Raw genomic sequence first — 18,512 nt, 5'->3', positions numbered from 1 at the left:
TGCTGGCAAGGCAGCGATGATCGCGCTAGCGTGAGTCGCAAGGCGCCTGCAGGGCTGCCGCTTTCATCGTCAATGCCATCCCGTACAGACCGATGGGACGCCGATGCCTGCGCATCGCCAGCGTTCGCAAAAGGAAAGGGTTCATGCCGAAGAACCACTGGACACTCGCTGCCGGCCCTGCGCGCTTGGCGCTGGGCGCCGCCCTGGCGATGCTGCTGCTCGGGTTGCTGGCAGCGGCGCTGCTCGCACGCAGCCTGCACGAGCGTAATCGCCAGCAGGCCCGCGACCGCTTCCAGCAACTGACCACCCACGTCACCGGCGAGTTGCAGCAACGCCTCAACGTCTACGAACACGGCTTGCGCGGCGCGCGCGGCGCCGTCATCGCCGCTGGCGGCGACCACATCAGCCGGGAACGCTTCGAGCGCTACAGCAACTCGCGCGAATACCAGCGCGAATTTCCCGGGGTGCGCGGCTTCGGCTATATCCGCCGGGTGACCCAGGCCGACGAAGCCGCTTTCCTGCAGCACGCGCGCAGCGACGGCGCGCCGTCGCTGCAGATCCAGCAGTTTGCGCCGCACGAAGGCGAACGCTTCGTGATCCTGTATATCCAGCCGCTGCGGCTCAACAATCCTGCGCAAGGCTTCGACATCGCCTCCGAGCCCGCGCGACGCGCGGCGGCACTCGCCGCGGCACGCTCGGGTCAGCCGACCATTACCGCGCCGATCCGCCTGGTACAGCGTCCCGGGGTCGGCAACAGTGGCTTCCTGTTGCTGCTGCCGGTCTACCGCGAAGGCCTGCCGCTGCGGACCCCGGAGCAGCGCTGGCAGGCCACCACCGGCTGGGCCTATGCGCCGTTGAACATCGACGAGGTGCTGGCGGTCTCGCCCAACCACGCCCACGAATTGCAACTGACCCTGGCCGACAGCGAGAACGGCACCCAGCCGTTCTATCGCGGCGGCGGCGCCGACGCGCAGGCGCCGGCAGCGCAGTTGCACGCAGAACGCAGCCTGCCGGTCTACGGCCGCCGCTGGCTGCTCAGCGCGCAGGCGACGCCGAGCTTCGTGCGCTCGCTCAACCAGACCTCGCCGCTGCTGGCCGGCGGCCTGGCCGGGGGCATTTCGGCGCTGCTCGCCGCGCTGCTGTACCTGTACCTGACCGGCCGCCACCGTCGCGACCTGATCCTGCGCGAGCAGAGCCAGCTGGCCGCGCTGGTCGGCAGTTCCAGCGAGGCGATCGTCGCCGAAGATGTGCATGGCCGCATTACCCACTGGAATCCGGCCGCCGAACGCATCTTCGGTTACGCCGCTGCGCAGGCCATCGGCCAGCCTCTGCAGGCGCTGCTCGGCGCGCAGGTGCGCGACGCCAGCGGCAACGGCACACAGCTGCGCAAGCTGCGGCATCGCGACGGCCATATGCTCAGCGTGCTGGCCAGCGCCTCGCCGATCGTGGACAACGACGGCGACATCGTCGGCCAGTCGCACCTGCTGCACGACGTGTCCGAGCGGGTACGTGCCGAGGCGCGGGTACTGGAACTCAACGCGACGCTGGAACAGCAGGTGGCGCAGCGCACCAGCGAACTGGTCACCTATTCGGCGCTGCAGCGCGCGATCCTGGCCAACGCCGGCTACGCGATCGTGGCCACCGATCCGGACGGCACCATCACCCTGTTCAACCCTGCCGCTGAAACCATGCTCGGCTATCCCGCGCACGAGATGATCGGGCGCAAGGCCACCGGCCTGTTCCTGGATCCGGAGCAGCTGGCCAGCCGCGCCGAACGCATGGCCGCGCAATCGGGCATGGCGGTGGCGCCGGCATTCGAATCGGTGGCCGCGCTGTCCACGCTGGGGCGCAGCGACACCCGCGAATGGACCTACGTCAGCAAGGACGGCCGTCCGTTCCCGGTGCTGCTGACGCTGAGCACGCTGCGCGACGAAAACGACCAGGTGATCGGCTATCTCGGCATCGCCGTCGATCTGACCGAGCAGAAGCGCCGCGAGCGCGAATTGCGCCTGGCGATCGACGCGGCGGAGACCGCCAACCAGTCCAAGAGCGATTTCCTGGCCAACATGAGCCACGAGATCCGCACGCCGATGAACGCGATCCTGGGCATGCTGTACCTGCTGCAGCACAGCGAGCTGCCGCAGGCGGCCAAGGACATGATCCAGAAGAGCGACGCCTCGGCACGCACGCTGCTGGAGATCATCAACGACATCCTCGACTTCTCCAAGATCGAATCCGGGCGCATCGACCTGGAATCGGAACCGTTCGACCTGAACCAGCTGCTGGAGAACATCGCCGCGCTGATGACCTCGGCGATCAGCGCCAAGCCGGTGGAGATGATCGTCGAACCGCTGCCGGCCGGCTGCCGCTGGCTGCGCGGCGATGCGCTGCGCCTGAACCAGGTGCTGATCAACCTGGTCGGCAACGCCATCAAGTTCACCGAACAGGGCGAAGTGGCGTTGTCGGTGCGCAGCTTCCCCAGCGGCGAAGCGGGCAAGATCAAGCTGTTCTTCTCGGTGCGCGACACCGGCATCGGCATCGCCCGCGACAAGCAGAGCCTGATCTTCTCGCCGTTCCTGCAGGCCGACACCTCCACCAGCCGCCGCTACGGCGGCAGCGGCCTGGGCCTGACCATCAGCCGGCGCCTGGTGGAACTGATGGGCGGCCAGCTGGAAGTGCAGAGCACGCCAGGCCGAGGCAGCGATTTCTATTTCGCGATCAGCTTCCCGGTGCTGCCGGCGCCGGCCGCCGAGGCGGAGCATCCGGAGGCGCGGCGGGTGCTGATCGCCGACGACCACGACCTGGTACGCAGCAACCTGAGCAGCATCGCCAGCGGCTTCGGCTGGCAGGTGGAAGCGGTGGCCAACGGCACCGACGCGATCGCCGCGGCTGGCACGGAACGCGAGGGCTTCGACGTGATCCTGCTCGACTGGCGCATGCCCGACCTGGACGGGCTGCGCGTGGCGCAGCGCATCCGCGCGCAATCGGCGGCGGACCGGCAGCCGATCATCGTCATGGTCACCGCCTACGAGCGCCGCCTGCTGGAAGAGCAGCACCACGCGCCCAGCGACGTGGACGCGGTGATGACCAAGCCGGTCACCGCCTCGGCGCTGTACCGCACCATCGCCACCCTGCTGGCACTGCGCCGCGGCGACGGCCCTGCGCCCTTGCTCAGCGGCGACGGCACCCCACGCCTGGCCGGCGCGCGGCTGCTGGTGGTGGACGACAGCGAGATCAATTGCGAGGTCGCGCAGCGCATCCTCGAAGGCGAAGGCGCGCTGGTGGAACTGGCCCACGACGGCGAGCAGGCGCTGCAACGGCTGCGGCGCGATCCCAGCCGCTTCCAGCTGGTGCTGATGGACGTGCAGATGCCGACCCTGGACGGCTACGAGGCCACCCGCCTGCTGCGCGAAGACACCCGCCTGGCCGGCCTGCCGGTGATCGCACTGACAGCCGGCGCCTACCGCCAGCAACAGGAGCTGGCACTGGCCAGCGGCATGAACGGCTTCATCGCCAAACCGTTCCAGGTCGAGCAACTGATCGCGATCATCCGCCAGTTCCTGCCGCTGCGGCTACCGCCGGCGTTGGAGCCGCTGCCGGCCGCCACGGCCGAGGTCTGGCCCAATCCGGATCCGCACCTGCTCGACGCCGTGCAGGCGCAGCGCCTGTGGAGCGAACGTGCGCCTTACCAGCGCTACCTGCTGAAATTGCTGCAGGACACCCCGGATCCGGCGGCGACGCTGCAGGCGTTGCTGGATCCGCAGGCGCCGGCGGCGGCGATCTCCTACGTGCACAAGCTGCGCGGCTCGGCCGGCTCGCTGGCGCTGCCGGCGCTGGTCGCAGCCAGCGCCGCGCTGGAGGAACGGCTCCACGACGCACCGGCACAGGCCGACGCCGCGATCGCCGCGTTGGACACGGCAATGCAGGCGACGGCCGCGGCGATCCAGCGCTTCGTGGCCGCGGCCGAGGCGGCGCAGGCCCTGCGGGACGCGCCCCTTGCCGGCGACGGCGCCGCCTCCGCGAAGCCGCTGCAGCAGCAGTTGCAGCACCTGCTGCAGGCCCTGGACAGCGACGACCCGGACCGCGTCGAGCGCGTACTGCACGGCCTAACGCCAGCGCTGCCGGTGGCGATGGCCACCGAGCTGACGCAGTTGGTCGAGAGTTTTTCCTTCCGCGAGGCCGAGGCGAAAGTCAGTCGCTGGCAGGCCGATGCAAGTCAATAGCATTCGCAGCGCCGGTCCAATCCAGCTGACGTTGGGTGCACACGACAAGGAACGACGATGGTCCAGTCCCCCATCCTGTGCGTAGACGAAGAAGCCAGCAACCTGGCGCTGATCCGCCAGATCCTGCCCGAGAACTACACGCTGGCCTTCGCCAAGAACGGCGCCGAGGCGCTACACGCGGTGGTCAAGCATCGCCCGGCGCTGATCCTGCTCGACGTCGACCTGCCCGACCTGGACGGCTACACCATCGCCCGCAGCCTGAAAAAAGAAACGCGCACCGCGGCGATCCCGATCATCTTCGTCACCGGCAAGGACGACGACTGGAGCGAACGCGGGCCGCGCGGCGACGTACCGCAGCGCGCCAGCACGGATGAAGCGGCGCGACTGAGCGAGGGCTGAGCCTCACGCCCGCTGTCCGCACCACTGAGTGAAGTGGTGAATTTTCCGGGCTAGCATGCAGTCGGGACTGAAGTCCCTCCCACAAGCGGCCTCGCAGCTCCGCGGCGCCGGTGGGGTCCTTGTGGGAGCGGCTTCGGTGCGACGAGCGCAGCGGCCGGCCTTTCGGCTTCGGACGTTATCGCGACTGAAGCCGCTCTACAACCGCAACCTGAAAGACGAAAACGCTCTGGCGACCCACCCTCAGCGCCGCTGCAACCGCCAGGCGCGATGGATGCGCGGATTGCGCTCGAAATCCGCGGCGATGGTCTGCGCGGTGATCTCCTCGCACAGCGCGAATTCGGCCAGCGCGTCCGCGTCCAGCTTGAAGCGGCGGAAGTTGTTGGAAAAGTACAGCACGCCCTCCGGCATCAGCCGCGCCACCGCCGCGCGCAGCAGCCGCACGTGCTCGCGCTGCAGATCGAAATCCTCGGCGCGCGCGGAGTTGGAGAAGGTCGGCGGGTCGCAGAAGATCACGTCGTAGCGGTTCTTCTCCGCTTCCAACCAGGTCAACACGTCGGCCTGCACCAGCCGGTGCTGGGCGCCACCCTTGCCGTTGAAGCCCAGATTGTCGGCGCACCACTGCAGGTAGGTGCCGGACAGGTCCACGCTGGTGGTGGAATCGGCGCCGGCCACCGCCGCCTGCACGCTGGCCACGCCGGTGTAGCAGAACAGGTTGAGGAAGCGCTTGCCGCGCGCCTGCTGCGCCATCGCCCCACGCAGCGGGCGGTGATCCAGGAACAGGCCGGTATCCAGATAATCGAACAGGTTCACCCGCAACAATGCGTCGTGTTCGCGCACCACCAGGAACTCGCCGCGCTGCTCGAAACGACCGTACTTGCTGCCGCCCTTGCCGCGCTCGCGCGACTTCAGCGCCACCCGCTCGGCCGGCACCTCGAATACCTCGCGCGCGGCGGCCAGCAGCTCGTTACGGCGGCGGCGCACGTCGGCGTCGGGGATTTCTTCGGGTGCGGCGTATTCCTGCACGTGCAGGTAGGTGCGCGCCTGGCCGCCGTCTTCCTGGTACACGTCGATCGCCGCCGCGTACTCGGGCAGGTCGGCGTCGTAGGCGCGGAAGCAGCTGACCCGTTCGCGCGCGCGCCAGCTCTTGAACTTGCGCAGATTCTTGCGCAGCCGGTTGGCGACCATCTGTGCGCCGTCGCTGAGCGCGCGCGGCGCCTCGGCCGGCGCGCGCGGCGCCACCGCGATCGGGTCGCAGACGATCAACGGGCATTCCAGCGCGCCATTGAACATCTGGTATTTCTTGGCCGCGCGCAGGCCGCTGGCATAGGCCAAGTCGGCATTGCCGCACAGCAGGCTGGCGCGCCACTGCGGCACCGCGCGCTTGAGCGCCTCGCCCAGGCGCCGGTACAGCGCGGTGTCGGCGGCCAGGCGTTCGTCGTAGGGCGGATTGCACACCACCGTGCCCAGCGCCTGCGCCGGCGTGCGCAGGTCGGCGACATCGCGCACCTCGAACACGATCGCCGCGGCGACCCCGGCCGCCTGCGCGTTCTCGCGCGCGGCGCGGATCGCATGCGGATCGATGTCGCTGCCGTGGATCACCGGCTGCAGTGCGGCGCGGCCGGCCGCTTCGCGCTGCCGTGCCTCGGCCAGCAGGATGCGCCAGGCCTCCTGGTCGAAGCCCAGCCAGCGGCTCGGTGCGGCACTGAATTCCAACGGGCCGGCGTCGCCACGGCGCGCGGCGGCGAGATCGCCGCGCAGCAGGCCAGGGGCGACGTCGGCGGCCATCAGCGCGCCTTCGATCAGCAGCGTGCCGCTGCCGCACATCGGATCCAGCAGACCGCCGCCCTGCGCATACAGCTGCGGCCATTGCCCGCGCAACAGTACCGCCGCGGCCAGGTTCTCCTTCAGCGGCGCGGCGTTCTGCACCTGGCGCCAGCCGCGCCGGTGCAGCGAGCCGCCGCCCAGGTCCACCGACAGCGTGGCGCGGCCCTTGCGCAGCGACAGGTTCAGGCGCAGATCCGGATCCTCCACGTCCACCGACGGCCGCTCCAGGCCTTCGCCGCGCAGCGTATCCACCACCGCGTCCTTGACCCGCTGCGCGGCGTAGCGCGCATGCGTGATCGCGGTACCGGACACGTGCGCGTCCACCGCCAGGGTGTGCTGCGAGGTCAGGTGCGCGCGCCACGGCAATGCCGCCACGCCGGCATACAGCGCGGTCTCGTCGGGGCAATCGAACTCATCCAGCGGCCACAGCACGCGGCTGGCCAGGCGCGACCACAGCACCGCACGCTGCGCATCGCGCAGTTCACCCTCGCTATTGACCCCGGACACGGTAGCGGTGGCTTTGGCAACGCCGAGCGCGAGCAACTCGTCGACGAGCAGGTATTCCAGGCCCTTGGCGCAGGAGACGAAGAATTTCACGGGAATGCGGACCACACGAAGAAGGAGGGATGCGCGGGCGGGCGCCAGGCCCGCCCCGCGCGTATCGCGGCAGCGCGGCCCACGGCGGGCGGGCGGCGGCAACGGACGGGAAGACGCGAATGGTCGGCCATCGCGCCCGCCATTACCAGCCCGGGGCGCGGTCCACGCGCGGCGCGCGCTCACCACGGCGCCAGCCGCCAGCGCTCGGGGTCGGCCTGCAAGCGCGTGTCCAGGCGCAGGCTGTCGAGGAAGGCGGCATCGTGCGAGATCACCAGCAGCGCGCCCGGATACTGCAGCAGCCGTGCTGCAGCGCGGCGCGCGTTCAGGTCGCGGCGGCAGCGCTCAGCCGCCGGCCAGGAACGCGTCGTGGTACTCGGCCTCGGCCACCGGCGGCAGCCGGTCGCCGAAACCGATCGCCTGGAAGTACCCGGCCGGCACGCCGGGCAGCACCAGTCCCGGTTCCGGTGCGAAGCCGAAGCGCGCATAGAACGCCGGCTCGCCGAGCACCACGCAACCGGCCGCGCCCAGCGCCTGCAACTGCGCCAGGGCCTCGCGCACCAGCCGTGTGCCCAGTCCCTGGCGCTGGTGGCCCGGCCCCACCGACAGCGGCCCCAGCGCGTACCAGCCGCGGCTGCCGTCGGACAGTTGCAGCGGCGACACCGCCACATGGCCGACGATGTAGCCGTCGTGCTCGAGCACCAGCGACAGGGTCAGCGCGCCGTCCGCGCGCAGCCGTTCGATGATCTGCTGCTCGTCGTGGCGGCTATGCGCGACGCGGAAGAACGCGACCATGGTCAGCGCCTCGATCGCGGCGTGGTCGGCTTGGGTTTCGGCGCGGATGTTCAGTTCCATCGGGGGCTCCGGTTGATGCAGCGGCCTGCTGCGCAGGGCGCGCCGCTCACAGCGTTTCCAACAGTTCGGCGAACGCGCGCGCCGACGCTTCGACGTGGCCGCCAAGCCGGTGCATGTCGTCGACCAGCAGCAGCCGCGCCGCGCGCGCCTGCGCCCAGGCGATCACCTCGGCGGCGGGAATCAGTTCGTCGTGCCAGGCGTGCACGATGGAGATCGGCACCGGCGCCGCGTCCAGCGCCGGCATCCAGCCCATCTTCGTCGGCGGCACCATCAGGAACAGGCCGCGCACCGGCACGTGTAGCGACACCTGAGCGGCGATGTACGCGCCCAGGCTGGACCCGGCCAGCACCACCGGTCCGCGCTGCGCGGCGGCCTGCGCCAACCCCAGCAGGCGCTGCAGCCGTGCCGGCACGTCGCCGAGCTGGCTAACCTCGCGGCGCGCGTCCAAATCGGTGAAATCCGGACGCTCGTGGCTCCAGCCCAGGCGCTGCGCGACCTCGGCCAGCGCCGTGACCTTGATCGCGTCCGGACCGCTCTCGAACCCGTGCGCGAGGACGCAGTGGCCGCGGCTCACAGCGCCATCACCGCATCGCCGAGCCGCAGCGTGCCGCCGTGCACGATCCGCGCGCACAGGCCGCCATGGCCGCGCATCGCGTTGTAGCCGCCGGGACCCAGTGCGTCCTCCATGCGCGAGCACGGATCGCACGGCGCGATGCCTTCCAGCTCGACCTCACCGATGCGGAAGCGACGCCCTTTCAACGCGATCAGCGGAATGCCGGAGACGACCAGATTGCGCCGCAAGGTCGCCGGCGCCAACTGCGCATGGCCGGCCAACGCGGCGATCGCCGGCAGGTGTTCGGCCTGGATCAGGGTCAGCCCGCGCCTGCCGTTGCGGCCGGCGTAGCGATCGCCGAACAGGCCGCCATCGGCATGCGCCACCGCCTGCGCCACTTCGAGCATCGGCACGTCGCGCGCCGGGCGCAGACCTATCCAGTCCACGCGTCCGGCGCGCGGCAACGTGGCGAGCAGCGTCGCCAGCGGGCTATCGGGATTCAGAGTCATCGGCGGGATTCAGAGCGATCGGCGAATGCTAGCATCCGCGCATGCCGCAGATCCCGCCGTCGCCCATCCACGATGCTCCCCTGCCCTACGTGGAACGGCTGCAGGCGCGCTCCGTGGACGCGATCGACCTGGCCGTGATCCATTGCACCGAACTGCCCGACCTGGCCAGCGCGCGCGCCTACGGCGAACGCGTGCTGTATGCGTCCGGCACCGGCAACAGCGGCCACTTCTACATCGACCGCGACGGCAGCGTGCACCAGTACGTGCCGCTGCAGCGGGTGGCGCACCACGTACGCGGCTACAACCCGCAGTCGCTGGGCATCGAACTGGTCAACCGCGGGCGCTATCCGCATTGGCTGGATTCGCGTCACCAGGCGATGCATGAAAGCTACCCGTCTGCGCAGATCCAGGCGCTGATCGCGCTGCTGCAACAGTTGCAGGCCCAGCTGCCGCAGCTGCGCCACATCGCCGGCCACGACGCGCTGGACCGCAGCCGCGAGACCGCCAGCGACGATCCGGCGCTACAGGTGCAGCGCAAGCTCGATCCCGGCCCGCGTTTTCCGTGGCCGCAGGTGCTGGAGGCGGTGGCGCTGACGCCGTATGCGCCTTCCGAGCGCTGACACCGCTCCCTGTGGAGCAGCTTCAGCCGCGACGAGCGAAGTGGTGGATTTTTCCGACTTGGCACGCAGTCGGGACTGAAGTCCCTCCCACAAGCGGCCTCGCAACTCCACGGCGCCGGTGGAATCCTTGTGCGACTTCAGCCGCGACGAGCGCAGCGGCGGGCCTTCCGGTTTCGGACGTTATCGCGGCTGAAGTTGCTCCTACAACGACAGCAGCTGCCACGCCGCCGCACATTGCCGGCACGGCGCCGCAGGCTCAGCGTAGACCGAGATAGTTCTTCTCGCCCGCGGTCACCGCCTGCTCCAGGCGATTGCCGAACGGCGCCAGCGGGCACACCACGTGCGCAGTGAACGCGCAGGGCGGGTTCTGCGCCAGGTTGAAGTCCAGCACGATGCGCCCGCCCTGCGCCGGCTCGACGAACAGATAGCGCGCGCCGCCATAGCTCTCGCGGCCGCTGGTGCGGTCGGTGAACGGGAAGAACAGCCGCTTGCCATCGTCGCCGCGCAGTGCCTGCAGCCGGTAGCGGCGGCCGCCGAGTGTGAATTCGGCGCTGCCCGCCAGCACCAGCGGCTGCGGCGTGCCGATCGAAGTGAGCAGCACGAGCGCACGCGGCATCGGCGCCGGATGCCAGTCGGCGACCACCCGCCAACGCGGATCGATCGGAAAATAGTCGATGCCGCGGAAGCTGCTGCGCGCGGCCGCATGCGGATCGCGGAAGCGCCAACCGAACAGCTTGCCGGTGCGCACCACGTAGAACTCCTGCTCGCCCAGCGCTAGCCGCGTCTCGGCGCCGTGCGCCGCATCGGTGTCGAGGCGACCGGCACGGAACGGCTGCCCGCGCACCGTCGGCACGGCGTCCGCGGCGGCCTCGAACGCTACGCTGGCATCGGCATCGATGCGCAAGCTGCCCAGGTGCGCCGGACCGGCCGGCAGTTGCACCTCGTTGTCTGCGGCGCTGCCCACTTGGTGCACGCCGCTGCGCAGGCGGCCGGAGCCGGTATAGCTGAGCCAGCCGCCCGGTGCGCGCAGCAGCGCCACCCGCTGCGCGCGGCGCTGCTCCACCGCCATCCGGTAGTGCGCGTCGGCTTGCGAGCGCGGCGAGGCGTCGGCGCCGGCCGTGCGCGGACGTTCGCCGCAAGCGGCCAGGCTCAGCACCACCGTCAGCATCCACATTCCACGCCAGCGCATCGCCTCAGCCCCCATACTTGCCACCCGTGCCTCCTCCACACCACACTACGTCGCTGCCCCACCGGCGCGCCTGCCACAGCGGCTAGCCGCTGGCACGCGGCCTCGCCGGATCGGCGATCCAGCCGCTCCACGATCCGGCATACAGGCGCGCACCGTGCAGGCCGGCATGCTCCAGCGCCAACAGCAGATGGCAGGCGGTCACACCCGATCCGCACATCAGCACCACCTCGCGCGGATCGCGCCCGTGCAGCAACGGCTCCAGTTCGGCGCGCAATTCCTGCGGCGGGCGCAAGCGCCCATCGCGCAGGTTCTGGCCCAGCGGTCGGTTGATCGCGCCGGGCACGTGCCCGGCGATCGGATCGATCGGTTCGACTTCGCCGCGGAAGCGCTCGGCGGCGCGCGCATCCAGCAACCAGCCCGGCGCCTCGTGCAGGCGCGCGGCGATTTCCTCGGCAGCGGCGATACGGCCGGCATCGAAGCGTTGCGGGTACGGCGGCAGCGGCGACGGCGTTGCGGCGGCATCGGTTTCCGGCAGGCCGAGCCGGCGCCATTCGGCCAGGCCGCCGTCGAGCACGGCGACGCGGCGATGCCCGAGCAAGCCCAGCATCCACCATAGCCGCGCCGCGGCCATGCTACCGTCGCCGGCGTCGTAGACCACCACCTGTGTGTGCGGCGCGATGCCCCAGCGCCCCAGCGTCTGCGCGAACGCATCGGCCTCTGGCAACGGATGCCGGCCCAGGCCGCGGCGGCCGAGGTCGGACAGATCGGTATTTAAATCGGCGTACACCGCGCCGGGCAGATGCGACTGCATGTAGGCCTGGCGCGCGAGCTGCGCGGCCTGCGGATCGGCAAGCGCGGCGGCAGCGAAACGCGCATCCACGATGCGTAGCTCAGGGTGGCCGAGCGCAGCGGCCAGCGTCGGCGCATCGACCAGCCGTTGCCAGTCCGGTGACGGTTCGCTCATGCGGTTTGCTCCAGTCGTCGGCGCAGGTTGAGCAGGATCGCCGCGGTCGCGCCCCAGATTCGCTGCCCCGGCCAGCCGTATTCCAGCACCACCCGCGGCCGCCCGCGATAGTCGGTCTCGATACTGCGCAGGTTGTCCGGCGCCATCAGATAGGCGAGCGGCACTTCGAACACTTCGGCCACTTCGCCGGGATGCGGCTGCGGCACGAACGCCGGATCGAGCGCGGCCACCACCGGCATCACCCGGAAACCGCTGATGGTCACGAACGGATCGAGATAGCCCAGCGCTTCCACCTGCGTTGCGGACAACGCGATTTCTTCTTCGCTTTCGCGGATCGCCGCGGCCACCGCATCGGCGTCGTCGGCTTCGATGCGGCCGCCGGGAAAACTGACCTGGCCACCGTGGTGGCGCAGGCTGTCGGTACGGCGGGTGAGCAGCACGTGGGTGCCGTCGGCGCGCGGCGACAGCCCGACCAGCACCGCCGCCTCGGCCGGTGCGCCATCGGGCAGCAGATCGTGCAGTTCGTGATGATTCCAGCCGGGGCCGCTGGGCGGCAGCTGCAGCGGATGCAGCGCGCGCAGCAGGCGCGTGCGCTCTGCCAGGCGCTGGCCTGGCGTAGGGGACCAGCCGCGCTGCGGCAATATCTCCTGCATGTAGCGCTGGCGCTCGGCGTCGCTCATGCCGCGCCAACGCGCGATCTCGTCGCCGCTGCGCAGGCAGCCCGCGCAGTAGCCCTGCGCATCGAGGGCGCAGATGCCGATGCAGGGCGTGAGCAGTGCATGGGGGACGGGATCCATCGGATTCGACACTTGCTCAGACTAGCGCGATTCGCCGGAAACGGCACTTTCCCTACCGCAAAAAAAATTGCGCCGGCGTTGCCGCCGGCGCAATCGTGATGGACTGCGCAGCGCGCTTACTTGACGCTGATCAGCTTGATCTCGAACTGCACCGCCACGTTCGGCGGGAACGGCGTGCGCGGGTCGGCGCCATAGGCCTTGTCCGGCGGCAGGGTCACTTCCCACTTGGAACCGGCCGGCATCTGCAGCAGCGTGTCGCGCATGGCCTGCATCTCGACTTCGCTGACCTTGATCGACGGGATCTGCTGCGCCGGACGCGCCTGCGCCGGGCGCTGGCCGAACGCGTACGGACCGGCCACTTCCAGCTGCACGGTGCTGGCCTGAGTCGGCTTGGCGCCCTTGCCGGCTTCGATCACGCGGTACTGCACGCCGCTGGGCAGCGTCTGCACGCCGGCCTTGGCCTTGTTCTGCGCGATGAACTGCTCGCTCTTGGTCTTGTTCTCGGCAGCGGCCTTCTCGTAGTCGGCCTTGGCCTGCTGGGCACGGGCCTGCTCACGCTTCTGGAACGCTTCGACGGCCGGCTTCAGCTGGTCGGCGGCGACCGCCGGCTGCTTCTTGGCGTAGGCATCCTGCAAGCCCTTCACCACCGCATTGATATCGAGCTGCTCGCCGCGGCCGGACAGTTCGGCAAGGTTATTGCCGTAGTCGTAACCGAAGTAATAGCTCAGCTTGCCCTTCTCGGACGAGGTGTCCTGGGCGAACGCATTGCCGCTCAGGGCTAGGGCCGCCACGGCGACCGCAATAGAACGCAACTTCATCAAACAATTCTCCAGGGTGGTGGCACAGGGCGGCCTGTGCCGCCTGAGATGACGCGTTAGGATAGCCGCCGCAGCGCATATCCGCTACCGACGACGCAACTCTGACAAACCTGCGCCGCCGGAGTTCCCTTTATTTTTTTACATCTTTAGGAATGGCCATGTCCGGCACGCCGGTCGTCACCGCGACCCAGGATGCGATCCGCATCGTCACCGTGAACCGCGCTGACAAGCTCAACGCGTTGAATCGGCAAACATTACAGGCGCTGGACGCAGCCTTCGCCGAGGCCGACGCCGACCCCGCGATCCGCGTGGTGGTACTGACTGGCGCCGGCGAGAAGGCCTTCGTGGCCGGCGCCGACATCGCCGAAATGAACGAACTCACACCGGTTCAGGGCCGCGACTTCTCGCAGCTGGGCCAGCGTCTGATGCGCCGTATCGAGCGGCTGTCCAAGCCGGTGCTGGCGATGGTCAACGGGTTCGCGCTCGGCGGCGGGCTGGAACTGGCCATGGCCTGCCATCTGCGCATCGCCGCCGACGGCGCCCGGCTCGGCCAGCCGGAGATCACCCTCGGGCTGATCCCCGGCTTCGGCGGCACCCAGCGCCTGGTGCGCCTGGCCGGCCGCGCCGCGGCACTGGAACTATGCCTGCTCGGCACCCCGATCGATGCGGCGCGCGCGCTGCAACTGGGACTGGTCAACCGCGTGGTGCCTGCGGCCGAGCTGCGCGAGGCCACGCTGCAGCTGGCGCAGCAATTGACCGCCGCCGCGCCGCTGGCGCTGCGCGGCATCCTCGATGCGATCCAGGTGGGCGCCGAATCGGCGATCGAACAAGGACTCGAATACGAGACCGCGCAGTTCGGCCTGCTGTTCTCCAGCGAGGACATGCGCGAAGGCACGCGTGCGTTCCTGGAGCGGCGCCCGCCGCTGTTCCGCAATCGCTGAGCCGCGCACGCCGATGTCCGACCTGCCCTCCCCCGCATCGCCGCTGCAATTGCTGCGCTGGGTGCTCGACGACGATCTCGACGCGGCCATTGACGGCGGCCTGATGGCCTACGTCGGCGCCGCCGACGACGACCGGCTCGATCCGGCGCATCCGCAACTGCGCGCGCAGCTGCTGGCGGCGCAACAGCGCCTGCGCGAGGCCTGGGCTGCGCGCGAACGCTATCGCGTGCGCAGCGCACGCCTGGCACGCCGCGCCGCCGCACGCCAGGCGCGGCGCGCGCCGCCAGCGGCCGTCGCCGCCGCGGTGCCGTCGCTGCCGCCGGCCGCGGCGGCGATCCTGGCCCGGGCCAAGGCCAAGGCGGCCGCACGGGGTGCGCAATGAGCGCAGCGGTCGCCGCGCCGCGGCGCGGCCCCACCTTGCGCAAGGCCGAGATCCACGAACTGTTCTGGCGCCTGTCCGAACTCAATCCCACGCCGACCACCGAACTGGACTACAGCACGCCGTTCGAGCTGCTGATCGCGGTGATCCTGTCGGCGCAGGCCACCGATGTCGGGGTCAACAAGGCCACGCGTCGTCTTTATCCGGTGGCGAACACGCCGGCAGCGATCCTGGCGCTGGGCGAGGATGGGCTGAAGCGCTACATCTCCACCATCGGCCTGTTCAACGCCAAGGCCAAGAACGTGATCGCCACCTGCCGCATCCTGGTCGAGCAACACGCCGGCCAGGTGCCGCGCGAGCGTGCCGCGCTGGAAGCCTTGCCCGGAGTCGGCCGCAAGACCGCCAACGTGGTGCTCAACACGGCCTTTGGCGAGCCGACCATCGCCGTGGACACGCATATCTTCCGCGTCGCCAACCGCACCGGCCTGGCCCCGGGCAAGGACGTGCGCGCGGTCGAAGACGGCCTGCTCAAGCGGGTGCCGGCGCAGTTCATGCACGATGCGCACCACTGGTTGATCCTGCACGGCCGCTACGTGTGCAAGGCGCGCAAGCCGGAGTGCCCGCGCTGCGTGATCCGCGACCTGTGCCGGTTCGAGGACAAGACGCCGGAGTGAAGCTGCTCGAACGTCTCAGCCATCGGATCGTCGATCGAATGCGCTGTAGCAGCGGCGTCAGCGGCGTCAGCGGCGTCAGCGGCGACACAGCAGTGCAGAAAAAATGCGGCTTCGCTGGAATCAGGCCGCGGCTGAAGCCGCTTCTACAACGGCCCGCGTATAGCCGGATAGGTGCACTGTAGGAGCCGCTTCAGCCGCGATAACGTCCGAAGCCGGACGGCCCGCCGCTGCGCGCGTCGCGACCGAAGCCGGTGCTGCACGATTGCTGTGGATGCGCATCAGAACAACGCGGCACGCTACGCCGCGCGCCGTCCCTCCACGCGCCGGTCCAGTTCCTTCCAGTCCACCACCAGCGAGCAGCCGCGGGCGGCGGCGTTGCGGCTCCAGTCGCGCAGCAGTTCCAGGCAGGCATGGTCGACGTGGTGCAGCCGCGCCACATCCAGGTGCAGTTCGGTGTTAGGCGGCAGCCGCTCCAGGGTCCGCGCCATGGTCGGCACGCGCAGGAAGGTGGCCGAGCCCTCCAGCGACAGGCGCAGCTTGCCGGTACCCGCCGCCGCGCTGCCGGCGCCGTCCTCGTGCGCATGCACGCCGACCTTCAGCCGCGACTGCTGCAACGCCAGCCGCAGCAGCGACAACGCAAAGCCGATCAACACGCCGGTGAGCAGGTCGGTGGCGACGATGGCGAAGGTGGTCGCCAGGTAGATCGCGGCGGTGCCGCGGCCGTAAACGGCCAGGTCGCGCACTTGCCCGAGCTTGACCATCTTCAGCCCGGTATAGACCAGGATGCCGGCCAGGCACGCCACCGGGGTCATCCGCAGCAGCCACGGCAGCAGCAGCGCGAATACCAGCAACCAGCCGGCGTGCAGGATAGTGGACATGCGCGTGGCGGCACCGGCCTGCACGTTGGCCGCGCTGCGCACGATCACCCCGGTCATCGGCAACGCGCCGAGAAAACCACACAGCATGTTGCCCACGCCCTGCGCGGCCAGTTCGCGGTCGTAGTCGGTGCGCGGGCCATCGTGCATGCGGTCCAACGCGGCGGCCGACAGCAAAGTCTCGGCGCTGGCGATGAAGGCGAAGGTGAAGGCCGACAGCAGCAGCGTCACGTCGAACACACCGAGCATCTCGGCCAGGGTCGGCGTCTGGATCGCCGAGAACAGGTTGGCCGGCACGTCGATCTTGCGCACGTCCATGCCCTGCAGTTGCACCAGCGCGGTCATCGCCACCACCGCCAGCAACGCACCCGGTATGAAGCGCAGCCGCTGCGGTCGCAGCCGCTCCCAGGCCAGCATGATCGCGATGGTGCCGAGCCCGACCAGCAGCGCGGCGCGGCCCACGCCCGCATCCAGCGCGCGCCATAGCGTCGCCGGCAATGCGGCGAAGTTCCCCAGGCCCTGCGCCTTCGGTGCCGCATCCATCAGCACGTGCGCTTGCGAGGCGACGATCAGGATGCCGATGCCCGACAACATGCCGGCGACCACCGCCGGCGAGGTCATGCGGAACCACACCCCGGCCCGGCACAGCCCGGCGATCAATTGAATCGCGCCAGCCAGCAGGATCACCGGCCCCAACGCGGCCACGCCATGCTGACGGACGAGTTCGAACACCAGCACGGCCAGGCCGGCGGCCGGGCCGCTGACCTGCAGCGGCGAGCCGGCGATCATGCCGACCACCAGGCCGCCGACGATGCCGGTGATCAGGCCGGCGGCCGGCGGCATGCCCGAGGCGATAGCGATGCCCATGCACAGCGGCAGCGCGACCAGGAACACCACTACCGATGCCAGCAGATCGCGGCCGAACACGCCGTTGCGCAGATAGCCGATGAGCGCGGACGCACCGGCGCGGGAGGGTTCTGTCATGGTTCGCATGTTCGACTCCTTCAGACCGCGACGTTGCGCAGGACCGGCACCAGGCGCGGCCGCGGGGTGGCTTCGGGAGCACGCTTGCCCTCTTCCGGCAGCAGCGGCAGGAAACGCCCCTGCTCGGTGTCGAAGGCGCGGATATCGCCTTGGGCGATGTCATAGATCCAGCCATGGATCCGCAGCGCGCCGCGTGCCAGCCGCGCCGCCACCACCGGCTGGGTGCGCAGGTGGTCCAGCTGCGACACCACGTTCTCCTCGGTCAGGCAGTGCAGCGCGTCCTCGGGGTACCCGGCATGATCGTGCTGCGCGGCGACCTGGCGCGCGCTGTCGGTGTGCTTGAGCCACGCGGCCACGTTCGGCACCTCGCGCAGCGAATCGGGATTGAGCACCGCCTTCATCGCGCCGCAGTCGGTGTGGCCGCAGACCACGATGTGCTTCACCTGCAGCACCGCCACCGCGTACTCGATCGCCGCGACCACGCCGCTGACGTGCTGCGAGTACGGCGGCACCACATTGCCGATGTTGCGGTAGACGAACAGTTCGCCGGGCTGCGCGGCGAACATCAGTTCCGGCATCACCCGCGAATCGGCGCAGGTGATGAACAGCGTATGCGGGGTCTGACCGCCGGCCAGTTGCCGGAACAGGCCGCGCTGGCGCGGGTAGACCTCTTTGCGGAAGTGGCGGAAACCATCGAGAAGACTGTCCATGGGAATACCTCGGAACAAAGGAAAAAGAGAAAAGGGAAAGGCGTCGCCGCGGCGGATGCCGCAGAACGGGGGAACGGGCATGGAACGCGGCGACCGCGCCGTCGGCAGCGCGTCATCACATGGCCGCTGGGGGGGTGGACGATGCCGGAACGGTGATCGGGGTGATCGAGCTCGCCGCGGCCGTGGGCCAGGCGAGTCCGGATTCAGCGGCTCAGGCGCTGGGAGGGCGCAACCGCGGCTGCGGGTGGGTACCCGCGCCGCGCCAGGCGGCTGGTGCGGGCCAACCGGTCGTCGTCAAGCGCGCCTGCCGCCAGGGCGCCGGCAGCACGACTGCGCTGTCGTAGTCGTCGAGCGGATCGGCGATGTCGCGCGATTCGGCCTGCGCGTGCGCCGCCGGCAATTCCGGCGCTGCCATCAGGCCGCTGTCGTTCACCGCAGCCACCAGGGTTGCCGCTGCCGGGCGCAACACCGGGATCAGCGCCAGCAGCGCGATCAGCAGCAGTACGGCGAGCGTCGGCATCCGATTGCGGGCATGCGAGTTCATGGCTCCACGCTACGCACCGTTTTCGGCACCGACAAGTGGTGCAACGCACAAAAAGAACGA

The 18,512-nt window shown here is 69.8% G+C and carries 17 protein-coding genes; 6 read left to right on the top strand and 11 right to left on the bottom strand.

Going from position 1 to position 18,512, the window contains the following annotated elements; all coding sequences use genetic code 11:
• The first annotated feature begins 143 nt into the window (after positions 1–143).
• Both E4A48_RS04465 and E4A48_RS04460 read left to right on the top strand, forming a co-directional pair.
• Complete coding sequence (locus tag E4A48_RS04465) at positions 144–4,223, top strand: CHASE domain-containing hybrid sensor histidine kinase/response regulator (protein WP_142741947.1); 4,080 nt, start codon at positions 144–146, stop codon at positions 4,221–4,223.
• Between the two features lie 57 nt (positions 4,224–4,280).
• A complete protein-coding gene (locus E4A48_RS04460) occupies positions 4,281–4,622 on the top strand; it encodes a response regulator (RefSeq protein WP_237655879.1) in 342 nt (113 codons plus the stop codon).
• Positions 4,623–4,862: 240 nt separating this feature from the next.
• Here the strand turns inward: E4A48_RS04460 and rlmKL are convergent, their stop codons facing one another.
• From rlmKL to E4A48_RS04440, 4 genes are all read right to left on the bottom strand, one after another.
• Complete coding sequence (gene rlmKL, locus E4A48_RS04455; protein WP_142741946.1) at positions 4,863–7,043, bottom strand: bifunctional 23S rRNA (guanine(2069)-N(7))-methyltransferase RlmK/23S rRNA (guanine(2445)-N(2))-methyltransferase RlmL; 2,181 nt, start codon at positions 7,041–7,043, stop codon at positions 4,863–4,865.
• A gap of 342 nt (positions 7,044–7,385) precedes the next feature.
• Positions 7,386–7,895 (bottom strand): GNAT family N-acetyltransferase, encoded by a 510-nt coding sequence (locus E4A48_RS04450; protein WP_058196989.1) that lies wholly within the window; start codon positions 7,893–7,895, stop codon positions 7,386–7,388.
• Between the two features lie 46 nt (positions 7,896–7,941).
• Positions 7,942–8,469, bottom strand: a complete 528-nt coding sequence (locus E4A48_RS04445; protein ID WP_039005279.1) for an alpha/beta fold hydrolase — start codon at positions 8,467–8,469, stop codon at positions 7,942–7,944.
• A complete protein-coding gene (locus tag E4A48_RS04440; protein WP_039005280.1) occupies positions 8,466–8,957 on the bottom strand; it encodes an MOSC domain-containing protein in 492 nt (163 codons plus the stop codon). Before E4A48_RS04440 ends, E4A48_RS04445 begins: the two co-directional genes overlap by 4 nt.
• A 41-nt stretch (positions 8,958–8,998) precedes the next feature.
• On the opposite strand from E4A48_RS04440, the gene E4A48_RS04435 reads away from it, so the two are divergent.
• Positions 8,999–9,577, top strand: coding sequence for an N-acetylmuramoyl-L-alanine amidase (locus E4A48_RS04435; protein WP_039005281.1), 579 nt, complete (start codon positions 8,999–9,001; stop codon positions 9,575–9,577).
• 256 nt (positions 9,578–9,833) lie between these two features.
• Here the strand turns inward: E4A48_RS04435 and E4A48_RS04430 are convergent, their stop codons facing one another.
• From E4A48_RS04430 to E4A48_RS04415, 4 genes are all read right to left on the bottom strand, one after another.
• Positions 9,834–10,766 (bottom strand): DUF1684 domain-containing protein, encoded by a 933-nt coding sequence (locus E4A48_RS04430; RefSeq protein ID WP_142741945.1) that lies wholly within the window; start codon positions 10,764–10,766, stop codon positions 9,834–9,836.
• An 82-nt stretch (positions 10,767–10,848) separates the two neighbouring features.
• Positions 10,849–11,730, bottom strand: coding sequence for a sulfurtransferase (locus E4A48_RS04425; RefSeq protein WP_058196987.1), 882 nt, complete (start codon positions 11,728–11,730; stop codon positions 10,849–10,851).
• Positions 11,727–12,527, bottom strand: coding sequence for an NUDIX hydrolase (locus tag E4A48_RS04420; protein ID WP_039005285.1), 801 nt, complete (start codon positions 12,525–12,527; stop codon positions 11,727–11,729). The genes E4A48_RS04425 and E4A48_RS04420 overlap by 4 nt, the downstream gene beginning before the upstream one ends.
• 116 nt (positions 12,528–12,643) lie before the next feature.
• The gene (locus E4A48_RS04415; protein ID WP_058196986.1) at positions 12,644–13,345 is read right to left on the bottom strand and encodes an FKBP-type peptidyl-prolyl cis-trans isomerase N-terminal domain-containing protein; all 702 of its coding nucleotides are present in this window, start codon (positions 13,343–13,345) and stop codon (positions 12,644–12,646) included.
• A gap of 158 nt (positions 13,346–13,503) precedes the next feature.
• On the opposite strand from E4A48_RS04415, the gene E4A48_RS04410 reads away from it, so the two are divergent.
• From E4A48_RS04410 to nth, 3 genes are read left to right on the top strand one after another with little or no spacing between them, the layout of a single operon-like run.
• Positions 13,504–14,286, top strand: coding sequence for an enoyl-CoA hydratase-related protein (locus E4A48_RS04410; protein WP_058196990.1), 783 nt, complete (start codon positions 13,504–13,506; stop codon positions 14,284–14,286).
• A gap of 13 nt (positions 14,287–14,299) precedes the next feature.
• Positions 14,300–14,668 carry a hypothetical protein gene (locus E4A48_RS04405; protein WP_142741944.1) on the top strand — a complete coding sequence of 123 codons (369 nt, stop codon included), beginning with the start codon at positions 14,300–14,302 and terminating at the stop codon, positions 14,666–14,668.
• Positions 14,665–15,339 (top strand): endonuclease III, encoded by a 675-nt coding sequence (nth, locus tag E4A48_RS04400; RefSeq protein ID WP_142741943.1) that lies wholly within the window; start codon positions 14,665–14,667, stop codon positions 15,337–15,339. Before E4A48_RS04405 ends, nth begins: the two co-directional genes overlap by 4 nt.
• A 296-nt stretch (positions 15,340–15,635) precedes the next feature.
• Here nth and E4A48_RS04395 read toward each other — a convergent pair whose 3' ends face one another.
• The 3 genes from E4A48_RS04395 to E4A48_RS04385 form a co-directional block, all read right to left on the bottom strand.
• The gene (locus E4A48_RS04395) at positions 15,636–17,207 is read right to left on the bottom strand and encodes a SulP family inorganic anion transporter (RefSeq protein WP_052234965.1); all 1,572 of its coding nucleotides are present in this window, start codon (positions 17,205–17,207) and stop codon (positions 15,636–15,638) included.
• A gap of 11 nt (positions 17,208–17,218) precedes the next feature.
• On the bottom strand, positions 17,219–17,908 hold the full coding sequence (locus E4A48_RS04390) for a carbonic anhydrase (protein WP_039005289.1): 690 nt from the start codon (positions 17,906–17,908) through the stop codon (positions 17,219–17,221).
• Between the two features lie 211 nt (positions 17,909–18,119).
• The gene (locus E4A48_RS04385) at positions 18,120–18,452 is read right to left on the bottom strand and encodes a hypothetical protein (RefSeq protein ID WP_039005290.1); all 333 of its coding nucleotides are present in this window, start codon (positions 18,450–18,452) and stop codon (positions 18,120–18,122) included.
• Between the last annotated feature and the right edge of the window lie 60 nt (positions 18,453–18,512).

The organism is Xanthomonas translucens pv. cerealis (assembly GCF_006838285.1).
Taxonomy (GTDB): domain Bacteria; phylum Pseudomonadota; class Gammaproteobacteria; order Xanthomonadales; family Xanthomonadaceae; genus Xanthomonas_A; species Xanthomonas_A cerealis.
This window is presented reverse-complemented; position numbering and strand designations above follow the sequence as displayed.